The sequence below is a fragment of the Pseudoxanthomonas sp. SORGH_AS_0997 genome (assembly GCF_031453535.1).
In the GTDB taxonomy this organism is placed as follows: Bacteria; Pseudomonadota; Gammaproteobacteria; order Xanthomonadales; family Xanthomonadaceae; genus Pseudoxanthomonas_A; species Pseudoxanthomonas_A winnipegensis.
On sequence record NZ_JAVIZI010000001.1, the window covers coordinates 1,347,336 to 1,364,234 of the forward strand.

16 protein-coding genes are annotated in these 16,899 nt (G+C 70.0%); 9 read left to right on the plus strand and 7 right to left on the minus strand.

The features are described from left to right. Positions 1–5 precede the first annotated feature (5 nt). The 4 genes from QE438_RS06035 (at position 6) to eutC (ending at position 4,743) form a co-directional block, all read left to right on the plus strand. Positions 6–839 carry a M23 family metallopeptidase gene (locus QE438_RS06035; protein ID WP_307184147.1) on the plus strand — a complete coding sequence of 278 codons (834 nt, stop codon included), beginning with the start codon at positions 6–8 and terminating at the stop codon, positions 837–839. 295 nt (positions 840–1,134) lie between these two features. Next, the gene (gene eat, locus QE438_RS06040; protein ID WP_306991777.1) at positions 1,135–2,499 is read left to right on the plus strand and encodes an ethanolamine permease; all 1,365 of its coding nucleotides are present in this window, start codon (positions 1,135–1,137) and stop codon (positions 2,497–2,499) included. A 25-nt stretch (positions 2,500–2,524) separates the two neighbouring features. Continuing rightward, positions 2,525–3,916 (plus strand): ethanolamine ammonia-lyase subunit EutB, encoded by a 1,392-nt coding sequence (locus tag QE438_RS06045; RefSeq protein WP_306991776.1) that lies wholly within the window; start codon positions 2,525–2,527, stop codon positions 3,914–3,916. Continuing rightward, positions 3,913–4,743: an ethanolamine ammonia-lyase subunit EutC gene (gene eutC, locus QE438_RS06050; protein WP_306991773.1), complete on the plus strand. Its 831-nt coding sequence runs from the start codon at positions 3,913–3,915 to the stop codon at positions 4,741–4,743. The genes QE438_RS06045 and eutC overlap by 4 nt, the downstream gene beginning before the upstream one ends. 362 nt (positions 4,744–5,105) lie before the next feature. On the opposite strand, the gene QE438_RS06055 is transcribed toward eutC, so the two are convergent. From QE438_RS06055 to efp, 6 genes are all read right to left on the minus strand, one after another. Then, positions 5,106–5,783, minus strand: coding sequence for a phytoene/squalene synthase family protein (locus tag QE438_RS06055; protein ID WP_130518115.1), 678 nt, complete (start codon positions 5,781–5,783; stop codon positions 5,106–5,108). Then, positions 5,783–6,541: a phosphoglycolate phosphatase gene (locus QE438_RS06060; RefSeq protein ID WP_306991772.1), complete on the minus strand. Its 759-nt coding sequence runs from the start codon at positions 6,539–6,541 to the stop codon at positions 5,783–5,785. Before QE438_RS06060 ends, QE438_RS06055 begins: the two co-directional genes overlap by 1 nt. Beyond that, positions 6,538–7,248 carry a bifunctional 2-polyprenyl-6-hydroxyphenol methylase/3-demethylubiquinol 3-O-methyltransferase UbiG gene (gene ubiG / locus QE438_RS06065; RefSeq protein ID WP_130532058.1) on the minus strand — a complete coding sequence of 237 codons (711 nt, stop codon included), beginning with the start codon at positions 7,246–7,248 and terminating at the stop codon, positions 6,538–6,540. Before ubiG ends, QE438_RS06060 begins: the two co-directional genes overlap by 4 nt. 90 nt (positions 7,249–7,338) lie before the next feature. Continuing rightward, entirely contained in the window at positions 7,339–8,679 is a 1,341-nt protein-coding gene (locus tag QE438_RS06070; RefSeq protein ID WP_130532059.1) for a TRZ/ATZ family hydrolase, read from the minus strand. 25 nt (positions 8,680–8,704) lie between these two features. Then, entirely contained in the window at positions 8,705–9,370 is a 666-nt protein-coding gene (locus QE438_RS06075) for a TMEM175 family protein (protein ID WP_306991771.1), read from the minus strand. A 28-nt stretch (positions 9,371–9,398) separates the two neighbouring features. Beyond that, positions 9,399–9,965 (minus strand): elongation factor P, encoded by a 567-nt coding sequence (efp, locus tag QE438_RS06080; RefSeq protein WP_130518105.1) that lies wholly within the window; start codon positions 9,963–9,965, stop codon positions 9,399–9,401. Positions 9,966–10,070: 105 nt separating this feature from the next. Between efp and epmB the strand changes: the two genes are divergently transcribed. Beyond that, positions 10,071–11,120, plus strand: coding sequence for an EF-P beta-lysylation protein EpmB (epmB, locus tag QE438_RS06085; protein ID WP_306991770.1), 1,050 nt, complete (start codon positions 10,071–10,073; stop codon positions 11,118–11,120). A 121-nt stretch (positions 11,121–11,241) separates the two neighbouring features. Beyond that, the gene (locus tag QE438_RS06090; protein WP_306991767.1) at positions 11,242–13,320 is read left to right on the plus strand and encodes an EAL domain-containing protein; all 2,079 of its coding nucleotides are present in this window, start codon (positions 11,242–11,244) and stop codon (positions 13,318–13,320) included. A gap of 82 nt (positions 13,321–13,402) precedes the next feature. Here QE438_RS06090 and htpX read toward each other — a convergent pair whose 3' ends face one another. Then, a complete protein-coding gene (htpX, locus tag QE438_RS06095; protein ID WP_306991765.1) occupies positions 13,403–14,299 on the minus strand; it encodes a protease HtpX in 897 nt (298 codons plus the stop codon). Between the two features lie 116 nt (positions 14,300–14,415). Between htpX and gluQRS the strand changes: the two genes are divergently transcribed. The 3 genes from gluQRS (at position 14,416) to phaR (ending at position 16,785) form a co-directional block, all read left to right on the plus strand. Further along, a complete protein-coding gene (gene gluQRS / locus QE438_RS06100; RefSeq protein WP_306991763.1) occupies positions 14,416–15,321 on the plus strand; it encodes a tRNA glutamyl-Q(34) synthetase GluQRS in 906 nt (301 codons plus the stop codon). A 37-nt stretch (positions 15,322–15,358) separates the two neighbouring features. After that, positions 15,359–16,099 (plus strand): acetoacetyl-CoA reductase, encoded by a 741-nt coding sequence (gene phbB / locus QE438_RS06105; RefSeq protein ID WP_130518095.1) that lies wholly within the window; start codon positions 15,359–15,361, stop codon positions 16,097–16,099. A gap of 140 nt (positions 16,100–16,239) precedes the next feature. Further along, positions 16,240–16,785, plus strand: coding sequence for a polyhydroxyalkanoate synthesis repressor PhaR (gene phaR / locus QE438_RS06110; protein ID WP_130533195.1), 546 nt, complete (start codon positions 16,240–16,242; stop codon positions 16,783–16,785). The last annotated feature ends 114 nt before the right edge of the window (positions 16,786–16,899 follow it).

Consider the following 16,899-nt stretch of genomic DNA (forward strand, 5'->3'; position numbering starts at 1 on the left):
GGCGGCTGTGGCTGGCCGCGCTGCTGGCGCTGGCCGGCGGCGCCACGGTCCTGGGCGGGGCCGCGGCGCAGGCGCAGCAGGCTGAAGCGGCGACCTTCCCCGCGTCGGTGTCGCAGGGCGCGCTGGTGTTCGGCAAGGTCGCGCCAGGCAGCGTGGTGCGCTACGGGGGACGCACGCTGCGGGTGAGCGGCTATGGCACGGTGGTGTTCGGCGTGGGCCGCAACGAGACCGGGCCACTGCGCGTGCAGGTGAGCGCGCCGGGCGCGGCTGCGCAGACCGTCGAGATCGCGGTGACGCCGCGCGACTGGCCCACCGAGCGCGTCAACGGCGTCCCGCCCAAGTCCGTCAACCCGCCGCCGGAGATCGCCGCGCGCATCGAGCGCGAACAGGCCGCGGTGACGGCGGTGCGCACGCGCGACGATGACCGCACCGACTTCGCCACGCCCTTCCTCTGGCCGGTGCAGGGACGGATCAGCGGGCGCTTCGGCAATGCCCGGGTCTACAACGGCCAGCCCTCGCCCGCCGGGCATTCGGGCATGGATATCGCCGTACCGACCGGCACGCCGGTCAAGGCGCCGGCCGGCGGCGTGGTGACCTTCGCCGCGCCCGACCTGTACCTCACCGGCGGCACGCTGGTGCTGGACCATGGCTTCGGCGTGAGCTCCAACTTCCTGCACCTCTCGCGTATCGACGTGAAGGTGGGCGACGCGGTGCGGCAGGGCCAGGTGATCGCCGCGGTGGGCGCCACCGGGCGCGCGACCGGACCGCATCTGCATTGGGGCATGAACTGGTTCTATGTGCGCATCGATCCGCTGCTGGTGCTGGAGCGCGGGAAGTAGCGTCCGCGGGTTGGGTCAGCGAGTTGATCCGTGGGAGCCGCCATGGCGGCGATGGGGCCTCGCCGGGAAAGCCACTCGCCGCCATGGCGGCTCCCACTGCCTACCCCCTACCCTTCGCTGTCAGCCCACCGGCCGGGCATTGCCGGTATAACCGGATCGTCAGCGCCCGGCGTCTGCGGCCTTGTGGCGTGGATCCGGGTCGCGATGCGTGGCCTGCGGTGCTGCGACCTCGCCCAAGCTTGCGGCGCGGCGCATCGCTCGCAGCACCACAGCCCTTCCCCCCTGGAGATGCGCGATGTCCAACGAGCAACTCAAGCCCACGCTGGGCACGCTGCACCTGTGGGGCATCGCGGTCGGGCTGGTCATTTCCGGCGAGTACTTCGGCTGGAGCTACGGCTGGGGCGTGGCCGGCACGCTGGGCTTCCTGGTCACCACGCTGCTGGTGGCCGCGATGTATACCTGCTTCATCTTCAGCTTCACCGAGCTGACCACTGCCATCCCGCACGCGGGCGGGCCGTTCGCCTACAGCTGGCGCGCGTTCGGTGCCACCGGCGGCATGGTGGCCGGCATCGCCACGCTGATCGAATTCGTGTTCGCCCCGCCCTCGATCTCGATGGCCATCGGTGCCTATCTCAACGTGCAGTTCCCCGCGCTGGATCCCAAGCTGGCCGCGGTCGGGGCCTATGTGGTGTTCATGGGCTTGAACATCCTGGGCGTGAGCATCGCGGCCACCTTCGAGGTCGTGGTCACCGTGCTGGCGGTGCTGGAGTTGCTGGTGTTCATGGGCGTGGTCGCGCCGGGCTTCTCGTTGGCCAACTTCGCCGCCGGTGGCTGGGCGGGCTCGGACCGCTTCAGCGCCGCGGCGCTGGCCGGGATCTTCGCGGCGATCCCGTTCGCGATCTGGTTCTTCCTGGCGATCGAAGGGGCGGCCATGGCCGCCGAGGAGGCCAAGGACCCCAGGCGCACCATCCCGCGCGCCTACATCGCCGGGATCCTGACCCTGGTGGTGCTGGCGTTCGGCGTGATGCTCTTCGCCGGCGGCGTGGGCGACTGGCGCGCCTTGAGCAACATCAACGATCCGCTGCCGCAGGCGATGAAGGCGGTGGTCGGCAACAGCTCGACCTGGCTGCACATGCTGGTGTGGATCGGCCTGTTCGGCCTGGTCGCCAGCTTCCACGGCATCATCCTGGGCTACTCGCGCCAGTTCTTCGCGCTGGCGCGGGCCGGCTTCCTGCCGCACGGGCTGGCGAAGCTGTCGCGCTTCCGGACACCGCACCGGGCCATCCTCGCCGGCGGCCTGATCGGCGTGGCGGCGATCTACAGCGACGGGCTGGTCAGCCTGCAGGGCATGAGCCTGACCGCGGCGATGATCACCATGTCGGTGTTCGGCGCGGTGGTGATGTACATCATGAGCATGCTGAGCCTGTTCAAGCTGCGCCGCAGCGAACCCAGCCTGGCGCGCAGCTTCATCGCCCCGGGCTACCCGCTGGTACCGGGCATCGCGCTGCTGCTGGCGGTGGTCTGCTTGGTGGCGATGGTGTGGTTCAACCCGCAGATCGCCGGCGTGTTCGTGCTGCTGATGGCGCTGGGCATGGGCGTGTGCCGGCTGAGCCTGCGCGGCGGCGGTCCGCAGCCGGACCGCGCGGTCGACGCGGCCTGAATCCGCCCATCGGCATGCTGCCCGCATGAGCGGATTCGTCCATCGCGTGGGCGGGGCGCAATGGCGCTTCGCCGATCTCAAGACCCTGCTGGCGCGGGCGACGCCGGCGCGTTCGGGCGATCGCCTGGCCGGCGTGGCGGCGCAGACCGACCGCGAGCGCGTGGCCGCGCAGATGGCCTTGGCCGAGCTGCCGCTGCGGCACTTCCTCGACGAGGCGGTCATCCCCTACGAGGACGACGAGGTCACCCGGCTGATCATGGACAGCCACGACACGGCGGCCTTCGCGCCGGTCGCGCACCTGACCGTCGGCGACTTCCGCGACTGGCTGCTGGGCGAGGCCGCGACCGAGGCCAGCCTGGCCGCGCTGGCGCCGGGGCTGACGCCGGAGATGGTCGCGGCGGTGTCCAAGCTGATGCGCGTGCAGGACCTGGTGCTGGTGGCGGCCAAGGTGCGCGTGACCACCGCCTTCCGCAATACGCTGGGCCTGCGCGGGCGGCTGTCCACGCGCCTGCAGCCCAACCATCCCACCGACGATGCGGCCGGCATCGCCGCCAGCGTGCTGGACGGCCTGCTGTACGGCAACGGCGATGCGGTGATCGGCATCAACCCGGCCAGCGACAGCACCGGCGACATCGTCGAGCTGCTGAAGATGCTCGACGGCGTGATCCGCGGCTACGAGATCCCCACCCAGTCCTGCGTACTGGCCCATCTCACCACCACGCTGGAGGCGATCGAGCGCGGCGCGCCGGTGGACCTGATATTCCAGTCGATCGCCGGCACCGAAGGCGCCAACGCCAGCTTCGGCGTCAACCTGGCGCTGCTGCAGGAAGGCTACGAGGCCGGCCTGGCGCTGGGCCGCGGCAGTGTCGGCGCCAACGTGATGTATTTCGAGACCGGGCAAGGCAGCGCGCTGTCGGCCGAGGCGCATCACGGCGTGGACCAGCAGACCTGCGAGGCGCGGGCGTACGCGGTGGCGCGTCAGTTCAAGCCGCTGCTGGTCAACACCGTGGTGGGCTTCATCGGGCCGGAGTATCTGTTCGATGGAAAGCAGATCATCCGCGCCGGGCTGGAGGATCACTTCTGCGGCAAGCTGCTCGGCGTGCCGATGGGCTGCGATATCTGCTACACCAACCATGCGCAGGCCGACCAGGACGACATGGACGTGCTGCTGACCCTGCTGGGCGCGGCCGGGATCAACTTCATCATGGGCATCCCGGGCAGCGACGATGTGATGCTCAACTATCAGACCACCTCGTTCCACGATGCGCTCTACGCGCGCCAGGTGCTCGGCCTGCGCGCCGCGCCGGAGTTCGAGGCCTGGCTGGAGAAGATGCAGATCCTGCGCCTGCGCGAGGGCCGCTTCGAACTCGGGCGCGATGTGCCGGCACCGTTCCGCAAGGCGCTGGGGCAGCTGTGAGCGCGCAGGACGACCCACCCTCGCCGACCGCGCCCGACGCCTGGGCCGCGCTGCGCCGCCTCACGCCGGCGCGCATCGCCCTGGGCCGCGCCGGCACCAGCCTGCCGACGCGCGCGCAGCTGGAGTTCCAGTTCGCCCATGCGCAGGCCCGCGATGCGGTGCATCTGCCGCTGGACCGCGCGGCGCTCGCGCAGGCCGCCGGCGCGCTGGCGCTGGACGTGCTGCCGCTGCACAGCGCCGCCGCGGACCGCGAGACCTATCTGCAGCGCCCGGACCTGGGCCGTCGCCTCGACGACGCCTCCGTCGAGGCCCTGCGCGCCCATGCGGCGCTGAAGGCGCGCAGCTGCGATGTCTGCATCGTCGTCGCCGACGGCCTGTCCGCCCTGGCCGTGCACACCCATGCCACGCCCCTGCTGCAGCGCCTGCGCGACCACGCGCGCGCGCAGGCCTGGTCGCTGGCCCCGATCTGCGTGGTCGAACAGGGCCGAGTGGCCGTGGGCGATGAGATCGCCGAACGGCTCGGCGCGCGCCTGTGCGTGACGCTGATCGGCGAGCGCCCGGGCCTGAGCTCGCCCGACAGCCTGGGCGCCTACCTGACCTTCGGCCCGCGCGTGGGCCTGACCGATGCGGCGCGCAACTGCATCTCCAACATCCGCGCCGCCGGCCTGTCCTACGACACGGCCATGCACAAGCTCGCCTATCTGATGGGCGAAGCGATGCGCCGCCAGCTCTCCGGCGTGCAGCTCAAGGACGAGGCCCAGGCCCCGGTGCTGCTGGAGAGCGATGGGCCGCGACCGGGCAACTTCCTGTTGCCAGGGACGGATTGAGGCGACCGTGGCGCCGCGGCCCGCGGGCGTAGCGGAGGGCCTGGGCGGCTGATGTATCGGGGTGCAACGTCCATGGATTCCCGCGTTCGCGGGAATGACGGGTTTAGGGATCACTGTGTAGATCCTCTATCGCTCGATGGACGCAGACACGGTCTGCGCCCAAACGACGCACTGTCTAAAAGCCAGTATCGCGAACGATCAGAAAAAGGGGCCGTCATTCCCGCGAACGCGGGACCCCATGGACTTTTCGCACGCCGAAGCCAAGACACTCGGTTCCCGCCTTCGCGGAAACGACAATCGAATTCTCTCGATTGCCCTGATGTACCGAGCGTCGCGCGGCAGCGAGTACCGCAATCGCGACTTTAGTGACCACCACGCGCCGCACGCCACGCAGTCCACACCAGCCTGGCGGGCCTCGCCGGTGTGCTGCCCTGCGCGTCGGCATGCAGGTTGGCCAGGCGCAGGCGCAGCAGCGCGGCGATCAGGCGCCGGGGGCGCGGTCCGCCCACGCGCGCGGGCCAACGCGCCAGCAGCGCATCGCGCCAGGCGAAGGTATCGGCGTGCGGCGGGACTTCCATCCAGCGCAGGAACAGCAGCTGCGCGGCCATCGGCTCGAGTGCGTTGACCCTGCGCGCGCCGGGGAACAGCGCCGCCTCGACCTGCTGGATCGCATTGGCCAGCGGCATCACCAGCGGCAGCGCGGCATCGGGCGATTCGGGCAACGAGCGCATCAGGGTCAGTCCTGGCAGCGCATCGGCCAGCACCTCCCACGGCGCCGGGACCGGCTCCAGCACGCGGCCGAGTGGATGGCGCGAACGCCTGCGCGACCAGTCGCGCAGTTCCTCGCCCCACCAGGCCAGCTTGGCATCGGCAGGCAGCGGATCGCCGGCGATGTTCATCGCATCGAACAGCTCCTGCAGCAACGCGAACCAGGCCTCGGCCAGCGGTCGCTGCGCGGCGGGCACGAAGGCCTGCACCAGCGGCCACTCGGGCCAGCGGGCACGCCACTTGTCCAGGAAGCTGTCCAGGGCGGTGGACATCAGCGCCCGCCGACCTGCGGCCAATGCGCAGGGTCCAGCAGCTGCGCCGGCGTGTCGAGCATCACCTCGGCCTGCCAGCTGACCGGATCGTCGTCGTCCAGGCGATAACCCCACAGCGCGGCGATCGCGGGCATGCCGGCGGCGCGCGCGGCCTGGATGTCGCGCGCGTCGTCGCCCACATAGACACAGTCGTCGATGCGCGCGCCGAGCAGGCGCGCGGCCTCCTGCAACGGCAGCGGATGCGGTTTGCGCTCGGCCAGCGTGTCGCCACCGATCAGCACGGCGCAGCGCGTCTGCCAGCCCAGCAGCGGCATCAGGTCGCGGGCCAGGCCCTCGGGCTTGTTGGTGACGATGCCCCAACGGCTGCCGTGGGCCTCCAGCGCGGCCAGCATCGCCTCGATGTCGTCGAACGGGGCGCCATGCCGGCCCAGCTCCTCGGCATAGACCTGCAGGAACTCCGGCACCAGCGCCTCGCGCGCCTGCGGCGACAGTTCGGGAAACGCCGCCCCGCACATCGCCCTCGAGCCTTTGGACACGTGGGGCCGGATGTCGGCCAGCACCATCGGCGCCCGGCCGCGCGCGGCCAGCATCCGGTTGACCGTGGCCAGCATGTCCGGCGCGCTGTCCAGCAGCGTGCCGTCGAGGTCGAACAACGCCACAGGCGGAAAGCAGGGGCCGACGACCCGCTGCGCCGGGCTGGAAGCGCCTTCGCGCTCGTCCTGGCCTGCGCCGCCAGCTCCCTCGCCCGCTACGCTCATGCCTTCGCCGCGCACGCCAGGTAGTTCACTTCGGTGCGCCGGCTCAGGCGGGCGGCGCTGCGCCAGGGCTCGTAGACCAGGCCGCTGACATCGCGCATCTGCAGGCCGCTGGCGCGCACCCAGGCGGCCAGTTCGGCCGGCTTGATGAAATCGGCATAGCGGTGGGTGCCCTTGGGCAGCAGCTTGGCGATGTACTCGGCACCGACCACCGCCAGCGCGAACGCGGCCGGGGTGCGATTGAGCGTGGACATGAACAGCTGGCCGCCGGGCTTGAGCAGGCGCGCGCAGGCGTCGATCACCGCGCCCGGATCGGGCACGTGCTCGAGCATCTCCATGCAGGTGATGGCATCGAAGCTTTCCGGCTCCTCCTCGGCCAGCGCCTCGACGGCGATCTGCCGGTAGTCCACCTCCACCCCGGATTCGAGCTTGTGCAGGCGCGCGACTTTCAGCAGTTCCGGCGCCAGGTCGATGGCGACCACCTGGGCGCCGGCCGCGGCCAGCGCCTCGCTCAGCAGGCCACCGCCGCAGCCCACGTCCAGCACGCGCTTGCCGGCCAGCGGCAGGCGGCTGGCGACGTACTGCAGGCGCACCGGGTTGAGCGCGTGCAGCGCCTTCTGCGGGCCGTCCGGGTCCCACCAGCGGGTGGCCAGGGCGCCGAACTTGTCCAGTTCGGCCTGGTGGAAATTGGCGTTGGATGCGGGGGTCATGGCGCGTTCCTTTTCGAAGGCCTCGCGGCCGTGGGGCCGCGGGAAACAGCGGCCAGCATGCGCAAGGGCCGCATCAGGGAGCGTGAGGGGTCAGGCCGGATGCAGGCCGGCGATGCGCTGGCGCCACTGGCGCGCGTTGGCGACCACGCCGGCCATGTCGATCCCGACCGGCTGGCGGTCGACCAGGCGTTCGCGCCCGGCGATCCACACGTCGGTGACCTGATGGCGACCGGTGGCGTAGACCAGCTGGGAGACGACGTGGTGCAGCGGCTGGGTCTCCAGCGCGGACAGGTCCACGCAGGCGATGTCGGCCTGCTTGCCCACCTCCAGCGTGCCGACCAGATGGTCGAAGCCGATCGCCCTGGCCCCGCCCAGCGTGGCCGCGCGCAGGGCGGCGAAGGCGTCCAGCGCCACCGCGTCCTGGGCCACGGCCTTGGACAGGATCGCCGCGGTGCGGGTCTCGCCGAACATGTCCAGGTCGTTGTTGGAGGCGCAGCCGTCGGTGCCGATGGCCAGGTTCACCCCGGCGCGGGCCAGCGCGCAGGCCGGGCAGAAGCCCGAGGCGAGCTTGAGGTTGGATTCCGGGCAGTGCACCACTGATACGCCGCGTTCGGCGCACAGGTGGATCTCGCCCTCCGTCAGCTGTGTCATGTGCACGGCGATCAGGCGGTCGTTGATCAGGCCCATGCGGTCCAGGCGCGCGATCGGACGCTGGCCGTAGTCCTTGAGCGACTGCTCCACCTCCTGCGCCGTCTCGTGCAGATGCAGGTGCACCGGCACGTCGAGCTGGTCGGACAGCATGCGCACGCGCTCGAAGTTGGCGTCGTTGACCGTGTACGGCGCATGCGGCGCGAACGCGGTGGCGATCAGCGGATCGTCGCGCCACTGGTCGTGGACCTGCCCGGCGCGGTCGAAATACTCGTCGTCGCTGCTGGCCCAGGCGGTGGGGAAGTCGATCACCGGCAGGCCGATGCGCGCGCGGAAGCCATGGTGCTTGTAAGTGGCCGCCTGCACGTCGGGGAAGAAGTAGTTCTCGTTGACGCAGGTGGTACCGCCGCGCAGCATCTCGGCGATCGCCAGGGTGATGCCGTCGGCGATGAACTCCGGGCCCATCACCGCGCCTTCCACCGGCCAGATGTGCTGCTGCAGCCAGACCTTGAGCGGCAGGTCGTCGGCGATGCCGCGCAGCAGGGTCATCGGGTTGTGCGTGTGGGCGTTCACCAGGCCCGGGATCAGCGCAGCCTCGGGCCGCTGCACGACCTGTTTGGCGGCAAAGCGCGTGCGGGCCTGCGCGATCGGCGCGATGGCCACGATCGCCCCGTCGGTGATGGCCACGGCGTGCTGCTCGAGCACCACCGCGTGCGGTTCGACCGGCACCACATAGCCGGCTTCGATCAACAGGTCGCAGGATTCAACGTCGGACGGATTCACGGGTGCCTTGGTTACCTAAAAAAGATCAGCCGGCCTTGCCCAGCATCAGGCGCCGGGTCAGGAACGAAGCGGGCCAGATCAGCATGAAGAAGAACGCCGAGTACGGGTTGGGCCACAGGTAGGCCAGCGGGATCGCCAGCAGGAACACCGCGATCGACACCGTGCTGCGCACCACGAACCAACGCGCCTGGGCCGCGCCCAGGCGCTCGGCCAGCGACTCCTGCCGCGCCACCCACACCCGGGTGAGAAAGCCGAAGAAGGAGATCGTCGCCAGCACCACCGCGTAGAAGGCGAAGCGCCCGGGCGAGGCGCTGCTGACCGACTCGGAGTACTCGCGCGTGGCGAACGGCATCAGCGCCACGAACATCAGCTGCCAGATCGTGCCCCACACCAGCCGGCCGCTGACATGGCGCACGTGGCGCCAGGTCTGCATATGGCTCATCCAGAAGGTGGCCGTGACCAGGAAGCTGACGAAGTAGGCGATGAACAGCGCCAGCGTATGGCCGTTCGCCGCGCCCTCGCCCAGGCGCTCGACCATTTCCGCGTCGGGCAGCTTGAGCTCGATGGCCAGCAGGGTGATGGCGATGGCGAAGACCGCATCGCTGAAGAACACCACCCGGTCGTGCGGAAACACATCCGCGCGCGCCGGGGCATCGCCCTGCCGTTCCTGCACCAAGCCAAGATCCTGCATGCGACGCTCCCTGCGCGCTGGATGGGGATTACTTCACCCGGCTGACGTACTCGCCGGTGCGGGTGTCGACCTTGATGATCTCGTCGGTGCCCACGAACAGCGGCACGCGCACCACCGCCCCGGTCTCCAGGGTGGCCGGCTTGCCGCCGGTGCCGGCGGTGTCGCCCTTCACGCCCGGGTCGGTCTCGGTGATCTTCAGCTCGACGAAGTTCGGCGGCGTGACCTGGATCGGGTTGCCGTTGAACAGGGTCACCACGCAGGCTTCCTCGCCCTTGAGCCACTTCTTGGCATCGCCCACGCCGGCCTCGTCGGCCTGCACCTGCTCGAAGGTCTCCTGCTGCATGAAGTGCCAGTACTCGCCATCGTTGTACAGATACTGCATGTCGGTATCGACCACGTCGGCGGCCTCGATCGAGTCGGTGCTCTTGAGGGTCAGTTCCTGCACGCGGCCCGAGCGGATCAGGCGGAAGCGCATGCGGGTGAACGCCTGGCCCTTGCCGGGCTTGACGTAGTCGGTCTCGGTGATGATGGCGGGTTCGTTGTTGACCAGGATCTTCATCCCGTTCTTGACGTCGTTCATGCCGTAGGTGGCCATGGGCAAACTCCTGGAGATAAGACAGACCCGCCGCCATGCGCGAGCGGCCGGATACAATGGGGACGCCCGCCGCAACCGGCGAGCGCATGCTTCGTTCAAACGCTCATGATACCTGCAGCACCCCTTTCCAGACAGCCGGCCCCCGCCGCCAGCGCCACCGCCCCCGCGCCACTACAGCCTTCGGGCTGGCAGCAGGCGCTGCGTCGGGCCGTGCGCGATCCGGGCGAACTGCTCGCGCGGCTGGGCCTGCACGCGGCCGCGCTGGGTGTCTCGCCGCAGGCCGCGGCGCAGTTCCCGCTGCTTGCGCCCGAAGGCTTCGTGGCGCGCATGCGCCACGGCGACCCGCACGATCCGCTGCTGCGCCAGGTCCTGCCGCTGGACCAGGAGCTGCGCCTGCTGCCCGGCTTCGGCCTGGACGCGGTCGGCGACGCGGCCGCGCGCTCGGCCACCGGCGTGATCCAGAAGTACCAGGGCCGCGCCCTGATGGTGGCCACCGGCAGCTGCGCGATCCACTGCCGCTACTGCTTCCGCCGGCACTTCCCGTATGGCGAGGAGACCGCCGCGCGCGACCACTGGGCCGAGGCGATCGCCCGGGTGCGCGAGGATGCGAGCATCGACGAGGTGATCCTGTCCGGCGGCGACCCGCTGTCGCTGTCTACGCCCAAGCTGGCCGAGCTGACCGATGCCCTGCGCCAGGTGCCGCACCTCAAGCGCCTGCGCATCCACAGCCGCCTGCCGGTGGTCCTGCCCGAGCGCGTCGATGCCGCCCTGCTGCAGTGGCTGGGCGCGCTGCCCTGGCCGGTGGCCTTCGTCCTGCACGCCAACCACGCCAACGAGTTCGATGCCAGCGTCGATGCGGCCCTGGCCGCGCTGCGCGGCAGCGGCGCGACCCTGCTCAACCAGGCGGTGCTGCTGCGCGGCGTCAACGACAGCGTCGATGCGCTGGCTGCGCTGTCCGAACGCGGCTTCGCTGCAGGCGTGCTGCCTTACTACCTGCACCAGCTCGACCGTGTGCAGGGCGTGGCCCACTTCGAGGTGGACGACGCCACCGCGCTGGCGCTGCATGCCGAGCTGGCCGCGCGCCTGTCCGGCTACCTGGTGCCGCGCCTGGTGCGCGAGATCCCGGGCGACACCGGCAAGCGCCCGCTGCGCTGAGCGCGCGCGGCCGTAGCACAGGACGGCCTTCACGAATCCGCAAGCCAGCCGATGGTCAGGATGGACGCTCCGGTGACCATGCTGTATTAAACGCCGTCCCCCGCTCCCAGCACGAAGCGCCATGCAGATCGGCAAAGACACGCCCGTGCGGCTGATGATCATCGACGACAGCGGTGAGGCGGCCGAGGGCGTGGTCAGCACGTTCCGCAACGACGGCATCGCCGTGCGGCCGTTGCGCCCGCTGGATGCGGAGGAACTGGTCCAGCAGCTGGCCAGCCAGCCGGTGGACCTGATCCTGGTGGCCAAGACCGCCCGCACCCTCCCGGTCTCGGCGGTGCTGGAGCAGGTCGCCGCCGTCGGCAAGGACATCCCGGTGGTGGTGATGGTCGACGCCTCCGGCACGCCTTCGGTGGTGGACGACCTGATCAATGGCGCCAGCGCAGTCGCGGTGCGCTCGCGTCCCGATCACCTGCTCAGCGTGCTGCGCGCCGAATGGGAGGACCTGGAGGCCCGCCGCGGCCTGCGCCGCCTGGAGGCCCAGCTGCGCGAGACCGAGCGCCGCTGCGATGCGCTGATCGCCTCCTCGCGCGACCCCATCGCCTATGTGCACGAAGGCATGCACATCCGCGCCAACGATGCGTATCTGGACATGTTCGGATTCGCCTCCTTCGAGGACATCGAGGGTCTGTCGCTGCTGGACCTGATCGCGCCCAAGGACGTGGAAGACTTCAAGCAGCTGCTCAAGCGCATCGGCAAGGGCGAGCCGCCCCCGCCGCGCTACGAGTGCGAGGCACGCACGCTCGACGGCGAGGCCTTCCCGGCGGTGATGGAGTTCGCCACCGCCACCTACGAGGGCGAGGCCTGCGTGCAGGTGGTGTTCCGCCGCCGCGAGCTGGATACCGAACTGGCGCGCGAGGTCGAGGACCTGCGCCAGCGCGACGTGGTCACCGGCCTGCTCAACCGCCCCACCTTCCTGCACGCGCTCGAGGATGCCGTGGCCCAGGTCGGGCAAGGCGAGCAGCAGTACGGCCTGCTGCTGGTGGAACCGGATCACTACGCGCGCCTGCTGCCGGACATCGGGCTGGGCTCGGCCGATGCGCTGATCGCGGCGATGGCGGCGCGCTTCTCCAGCCTGATCGGCGAAGGCATGGTCGCCGCCCGCTTCAGCGAGCACGGCTTCGCCGTGCTGTGCCACTGCAGCCATGCCGACACCGCCGCGCTGGCCGAGCGCCTGCGCGCCGGCTTCGCCGCGCATGTGTTCGAGATCGGCAGCCACGCGGTGACCGCCACCCTGAGCGTGGGCGGCGTGCAGATCGGCGAGAAGATCGCCAGCGTCAGCCAGGTGCTGGCGCGGGCCAGCGAGAACCTGCAGTCGGTGGCCAGCGTCGGCGGCAACGGCGTGCTGATCTTCGACCCGGCCGCGGTGGACCGCGCCGAGGCCGAGTACGCCCAGCGCATCCTGGACCTGGTGCGCGAGGCGCTGACCGGCAGCGGCTTCGCCCTGCACTACCAGCCGATCATCCCGCTGCTGGGCGCGCCGGGCGATTTCTACGAAGGCTTCCTGCGCCTGGACAACGGCAGCGGCGAGCGGATCAAGCCGGTGACCTTCCTGGCCATCGCCGAGGAGGCCGGGCTGCTGGCCGACATCGACCGCTGGGTGGTGCGCGCGGCCATCGCCGCACTGGCCGCGCGCGAACGCGCCGGACGCCCCACGCGCATGATGGTCAAGATCAGCCAGGCCTCCTTCGGCGATACGCGCCTGGTGGAGACCATCGCCCAGGAACTGGCCGCCACCGGGCTGCCGGGCGAGCGGCTCTGGCTGGAGACCACCGAGGCCAAGGTCTTCACCCACCTGCGCGCGGCGCAGGAGCTGCTGCAGTCGGCGGCGCGTCTGGGCTGCAAGGTCGGGCTGGAGCAGTTCGGCACCGGGCTGGACTCGTTCCAGCTGCTGGCGCACTTCACCCCGGCCTTCCTCAAGCTGGACCGCAGCTTCACCCAGGACCACACCCGCGTGGCCGAGAACCAGGACAAGATCCGCGAGATCACCGCACGCGCGCAGCGCGACGGCATCACCACCATCGCCGAGCACGTGCAGGACCCGGGGACGATGTCGTTGCTGTTCGGCGCCGGGCTGGACTACGTGGAAGGCTCGTTCGTCGCCAATGCGATGCCGGAGATGAGCTTCGACTTCAACGCCTGAAGGCTACAGCGAAGGCGTCGCAGGATGCGAAAAGCCCGCCGAAAGGCGGGCTTTTCATTGCAAAGCATTGCGGTCAGCCGGCTTACATCACCGTGCCGGCGCGCTGCTGGACCTGCGCGGCACGCAGGGCGGCGATGCGCTCGGGCAGCGGCGGGTGGCTGAGGAACAGCTTCTTCAGGCCCTGTCCCATGCCGCCGGCGATGCCGAAGGCCTCCACCTGCGCCGGCAGCGTGCTGGTGCTGTGGTTGGCCTGCAGGCGCTCCAGCGCGGCGATCATCTTCTGCCGGCCGGCCAGCGTGGCGCCGCCGTGGTCGGCACGGAACTCGCGGCGACGCGAGAACCACATCGCGATCATCGTGGCGAACAGGCCCAGCACCATCTCCAGCGCGAACACGATGATGTAGTAGGCGAAGCCGCGGCTGTTGCCCTCGCGGTTGCCCGACAGGTAGCTGTCGATCACGCCGCCGACCACGCGCGCCAGCACGATCACGAAGGTGTTCAGCACGCCCTGCAGCAGGGCCATGGTCACCATGTCGCCGTTGGCGACGTGGCTGACCTCGTGGCCCAGCACGGCCTCGGCCTCGTCGCGGCTCATCTGCCGCAGCAGGCCCGTGGACACGGCCACCAGCGCGTTGTTGCGGTTGGCGCCGGTGGCGAAGGCGTTGATCTCCGGCGCCTCGTACACGGCCACCTCGGGCATGCCGATGCCGGCGGCCTGGGCCTGGCGGCGCACGGTCTCCAGCAGCCACCGCTCGGCCTCGTTGCGCGGGGTTTCGATCACCATCGCGCCGGTGGCGCGCTTGGCCATCCACTTGGACATCAGCAGCGAGATGATCGAGCCGCCGAAGCCGAACAGCGCGGCCATCACCAGCAGGCCGGCCATGCTGGCCGAATTGACCCCAAGCAGGGACATCACAACGCTGGCCAGGGCCAGCACGGCCAGGTTGGTCAGCAGGAACAATGCGATGCGGGTAAACACGGTCGACTCCAGGGAAAAAGGAATGAGGGGGAACGAGATGAATCTTGTGGACGCCCCGGTTTGACTTCAAGCTGCCAGCTGACCGGTTGTTCAGCGATTGCGCCTCGATTTCGTCAATGTCATCAAGCTCCTACCGCGGCCGCTTCGCGCCCTCGCCCACCGGCCCGCTGCACGCCGGCTCGCTGCTGGCCGCGTTCGGCAGCTGGCTGCTGGCGCGCCACGCCGGCGGGCAGTGGTGGGTGCGGATCGAGGACCTGGACCCGCCACGGGAAGTCTCCGGCGCCGCCCAGTCACAGCTGCACATGCTGGAAAAACTCGGCCTGCGCAGCGATGGAGCGGTGCGCTGGCAGCACACGCGAGGAGATGCCTACGCTGTCGCGCTCGAGCGCTTGCTGTCGCGCGGGCTGGCCTTCGAATGCCACTGCAGCCGCGCCGACCTGGCCGCCACCGGCGGGGTCCACCACCAGTGCGTCGCCCGGGCCCGGCGGCCCGATCCGGCCATCCGGCTGCGCGTACCCGGTGACTGCATTGTCACCTTCGACGACGGCCTGCAGGGCCCGCAGCGCCAGGAAGTCGGGCGCGTGGTCGGCGACTTCGTCCTGCGCCGCGCCGACGGGCCCTGGGCCTACCAGCTGGCGGTGGTGGTGGACGACGCGGACCAGGGCATGACCGATATCGTGCGCGGCGCCGACCTGCTGGACTCCACGCCGCGCCAGATCCTGCTGCAGCAGGCGCTGGGCCTGCCCACGCCGCGCTACCTGCACCTGCCGGTGCTGCTGGATGCCCACGGGCACAAGCTGTCCAAATCCGAAGGCGCGCAGGCCCTGGACGCCGACAACCTGCTGCCCGCGCTGCGTTCGGCCTGGGTCCAGTTGGGCCAGGCGGCGAGCGTGCTGGAGGAGGCCGAGACGGTGGACACGCTGCTGCATGCGGCGCAGCATGGCTTCGACCCCGCGCGCCTGCCCGCTTCGGCGGGAATCCATGCTGCGCCGCACAACAAAAATGCTGCAGGTGCTGACTAGAATCGCCAGCCCCTTGCCTCCTTAGATGCGCTCTTCCATGACTCCTCGCGTTGCACTGGTTACCGGCGGGACCGGCGGCATCGGCACGGCCATCTGCCGCAAGCTGGCGGGTCTGGGCCATCGGGTGGCCACCAATTACCGCGACCCGGTGCGCGCCCGCACCTGGCAGCAGCGCATGGCCGACGAGGGCGTGGACATCGCCTTGGTGCAGGGCGACGTGCGTTATCCCGAGCAGGCGCAGGCCATGGTCGATGAGGTCACCGCGACGCTGGGGCCGGTCGACATCCTGATCAACAACGCCGGCATCACCCGCGACACCACCTTCCACAAGATGGACGCGGCGCAGTGGAACGAGGTGATCGACACCAACCTGTCCTCGGTGTTCAACATGACCCGGCCGGTGATCGCCGGCATGCGCGCCCGGCGCTGGGGCCGGATCGTGCAGATCAGCTCGATCAACGGCCAGAAGGGCCAATACGGCCAGGCCAACTACGCCGCGGCCAAGGCCGGCATGCATGGCTTCACCATCTCCCTGGCGCAGGAGAACGCGCAGTTCGGCGTCACCGTCAACACCGTCTCGCCCGGCTACATCGCCACCGAGATGGTGATGGCCGTGCCCGAGGAGATCCGCAACAAGATCGTGGCCCAGATCCCCACCGGCCGTCTGGGTTCGCCCGAGGACATCGCCTATGCGGTGGCCTTTTTCGTGGCCGAGGAGGCGGCCTGGATCACCGGCGCCAACCTGTCGGCCAACGGTGGTCAGTACATGGGCTGGTGAGTCCGACCAGGGTGCCCGGCGCGTGCCCGGGCGGCCTCGCCCGACAGTGCCACTCCACACCCCAAACGCTCCCAAAGTATGGTTGCGCCGCAAAAAACCCGGGCGCATGCTCCGCGCACATTGATTGAGGTGACTGCTCCATGGCTGCGATCCGGATCATCAAGAAGTACCCCAACCGTCGTCTCTACGACACCGAAATCTCCAGCTACATCACCATCGAGGACGTGCGCCAGCTCATCGTCGATGGCGAAGAGTTCGAAGTGCGCGATGCCAAGAGCGGTGAGGACCTGACCCGCCTGGTGCTGCTGCAGATCATCAGCGACCAGGAGCAGGACGGCGAGCCGCTGCTGTCCACCCAGCTGCTCAGCCAGATCATCCGTTTCTACGGCGATTCGCTGCAGGGCTTCATGGGCAACTACCTGGAGCGCTCGATGCAGATGTTCATGGACCAGCAGGCGCAGTTCCGCCAGCAGATGGGCAACCTGCTGGGGCAGACGCCGTGGGCGATGATGAACCAGCTCACCGAGCGCAACCTGGAGATCTGGCAGGACTTCCAGCGCAACCTCACCAGCGGCCTGAGCCGCGGCCCCACGCGTCCGACTTCCACGCCCGGCACGGGCGGCAGCAACGGCGCGAAGGATGGCCCGACGACGCGCGAGAGCTCCAGCAAGTCCACGCGCCGCTAAAGCGCGGCGTTCTTCTGCGGCGAAGCGGCCGATCCGCTTCGACCGACCGACGCCCCGGCCTGGCCCGCGGCGTCCGATCCGACCGGCCGCGATGGCGCCGGCAATACGGCTCGA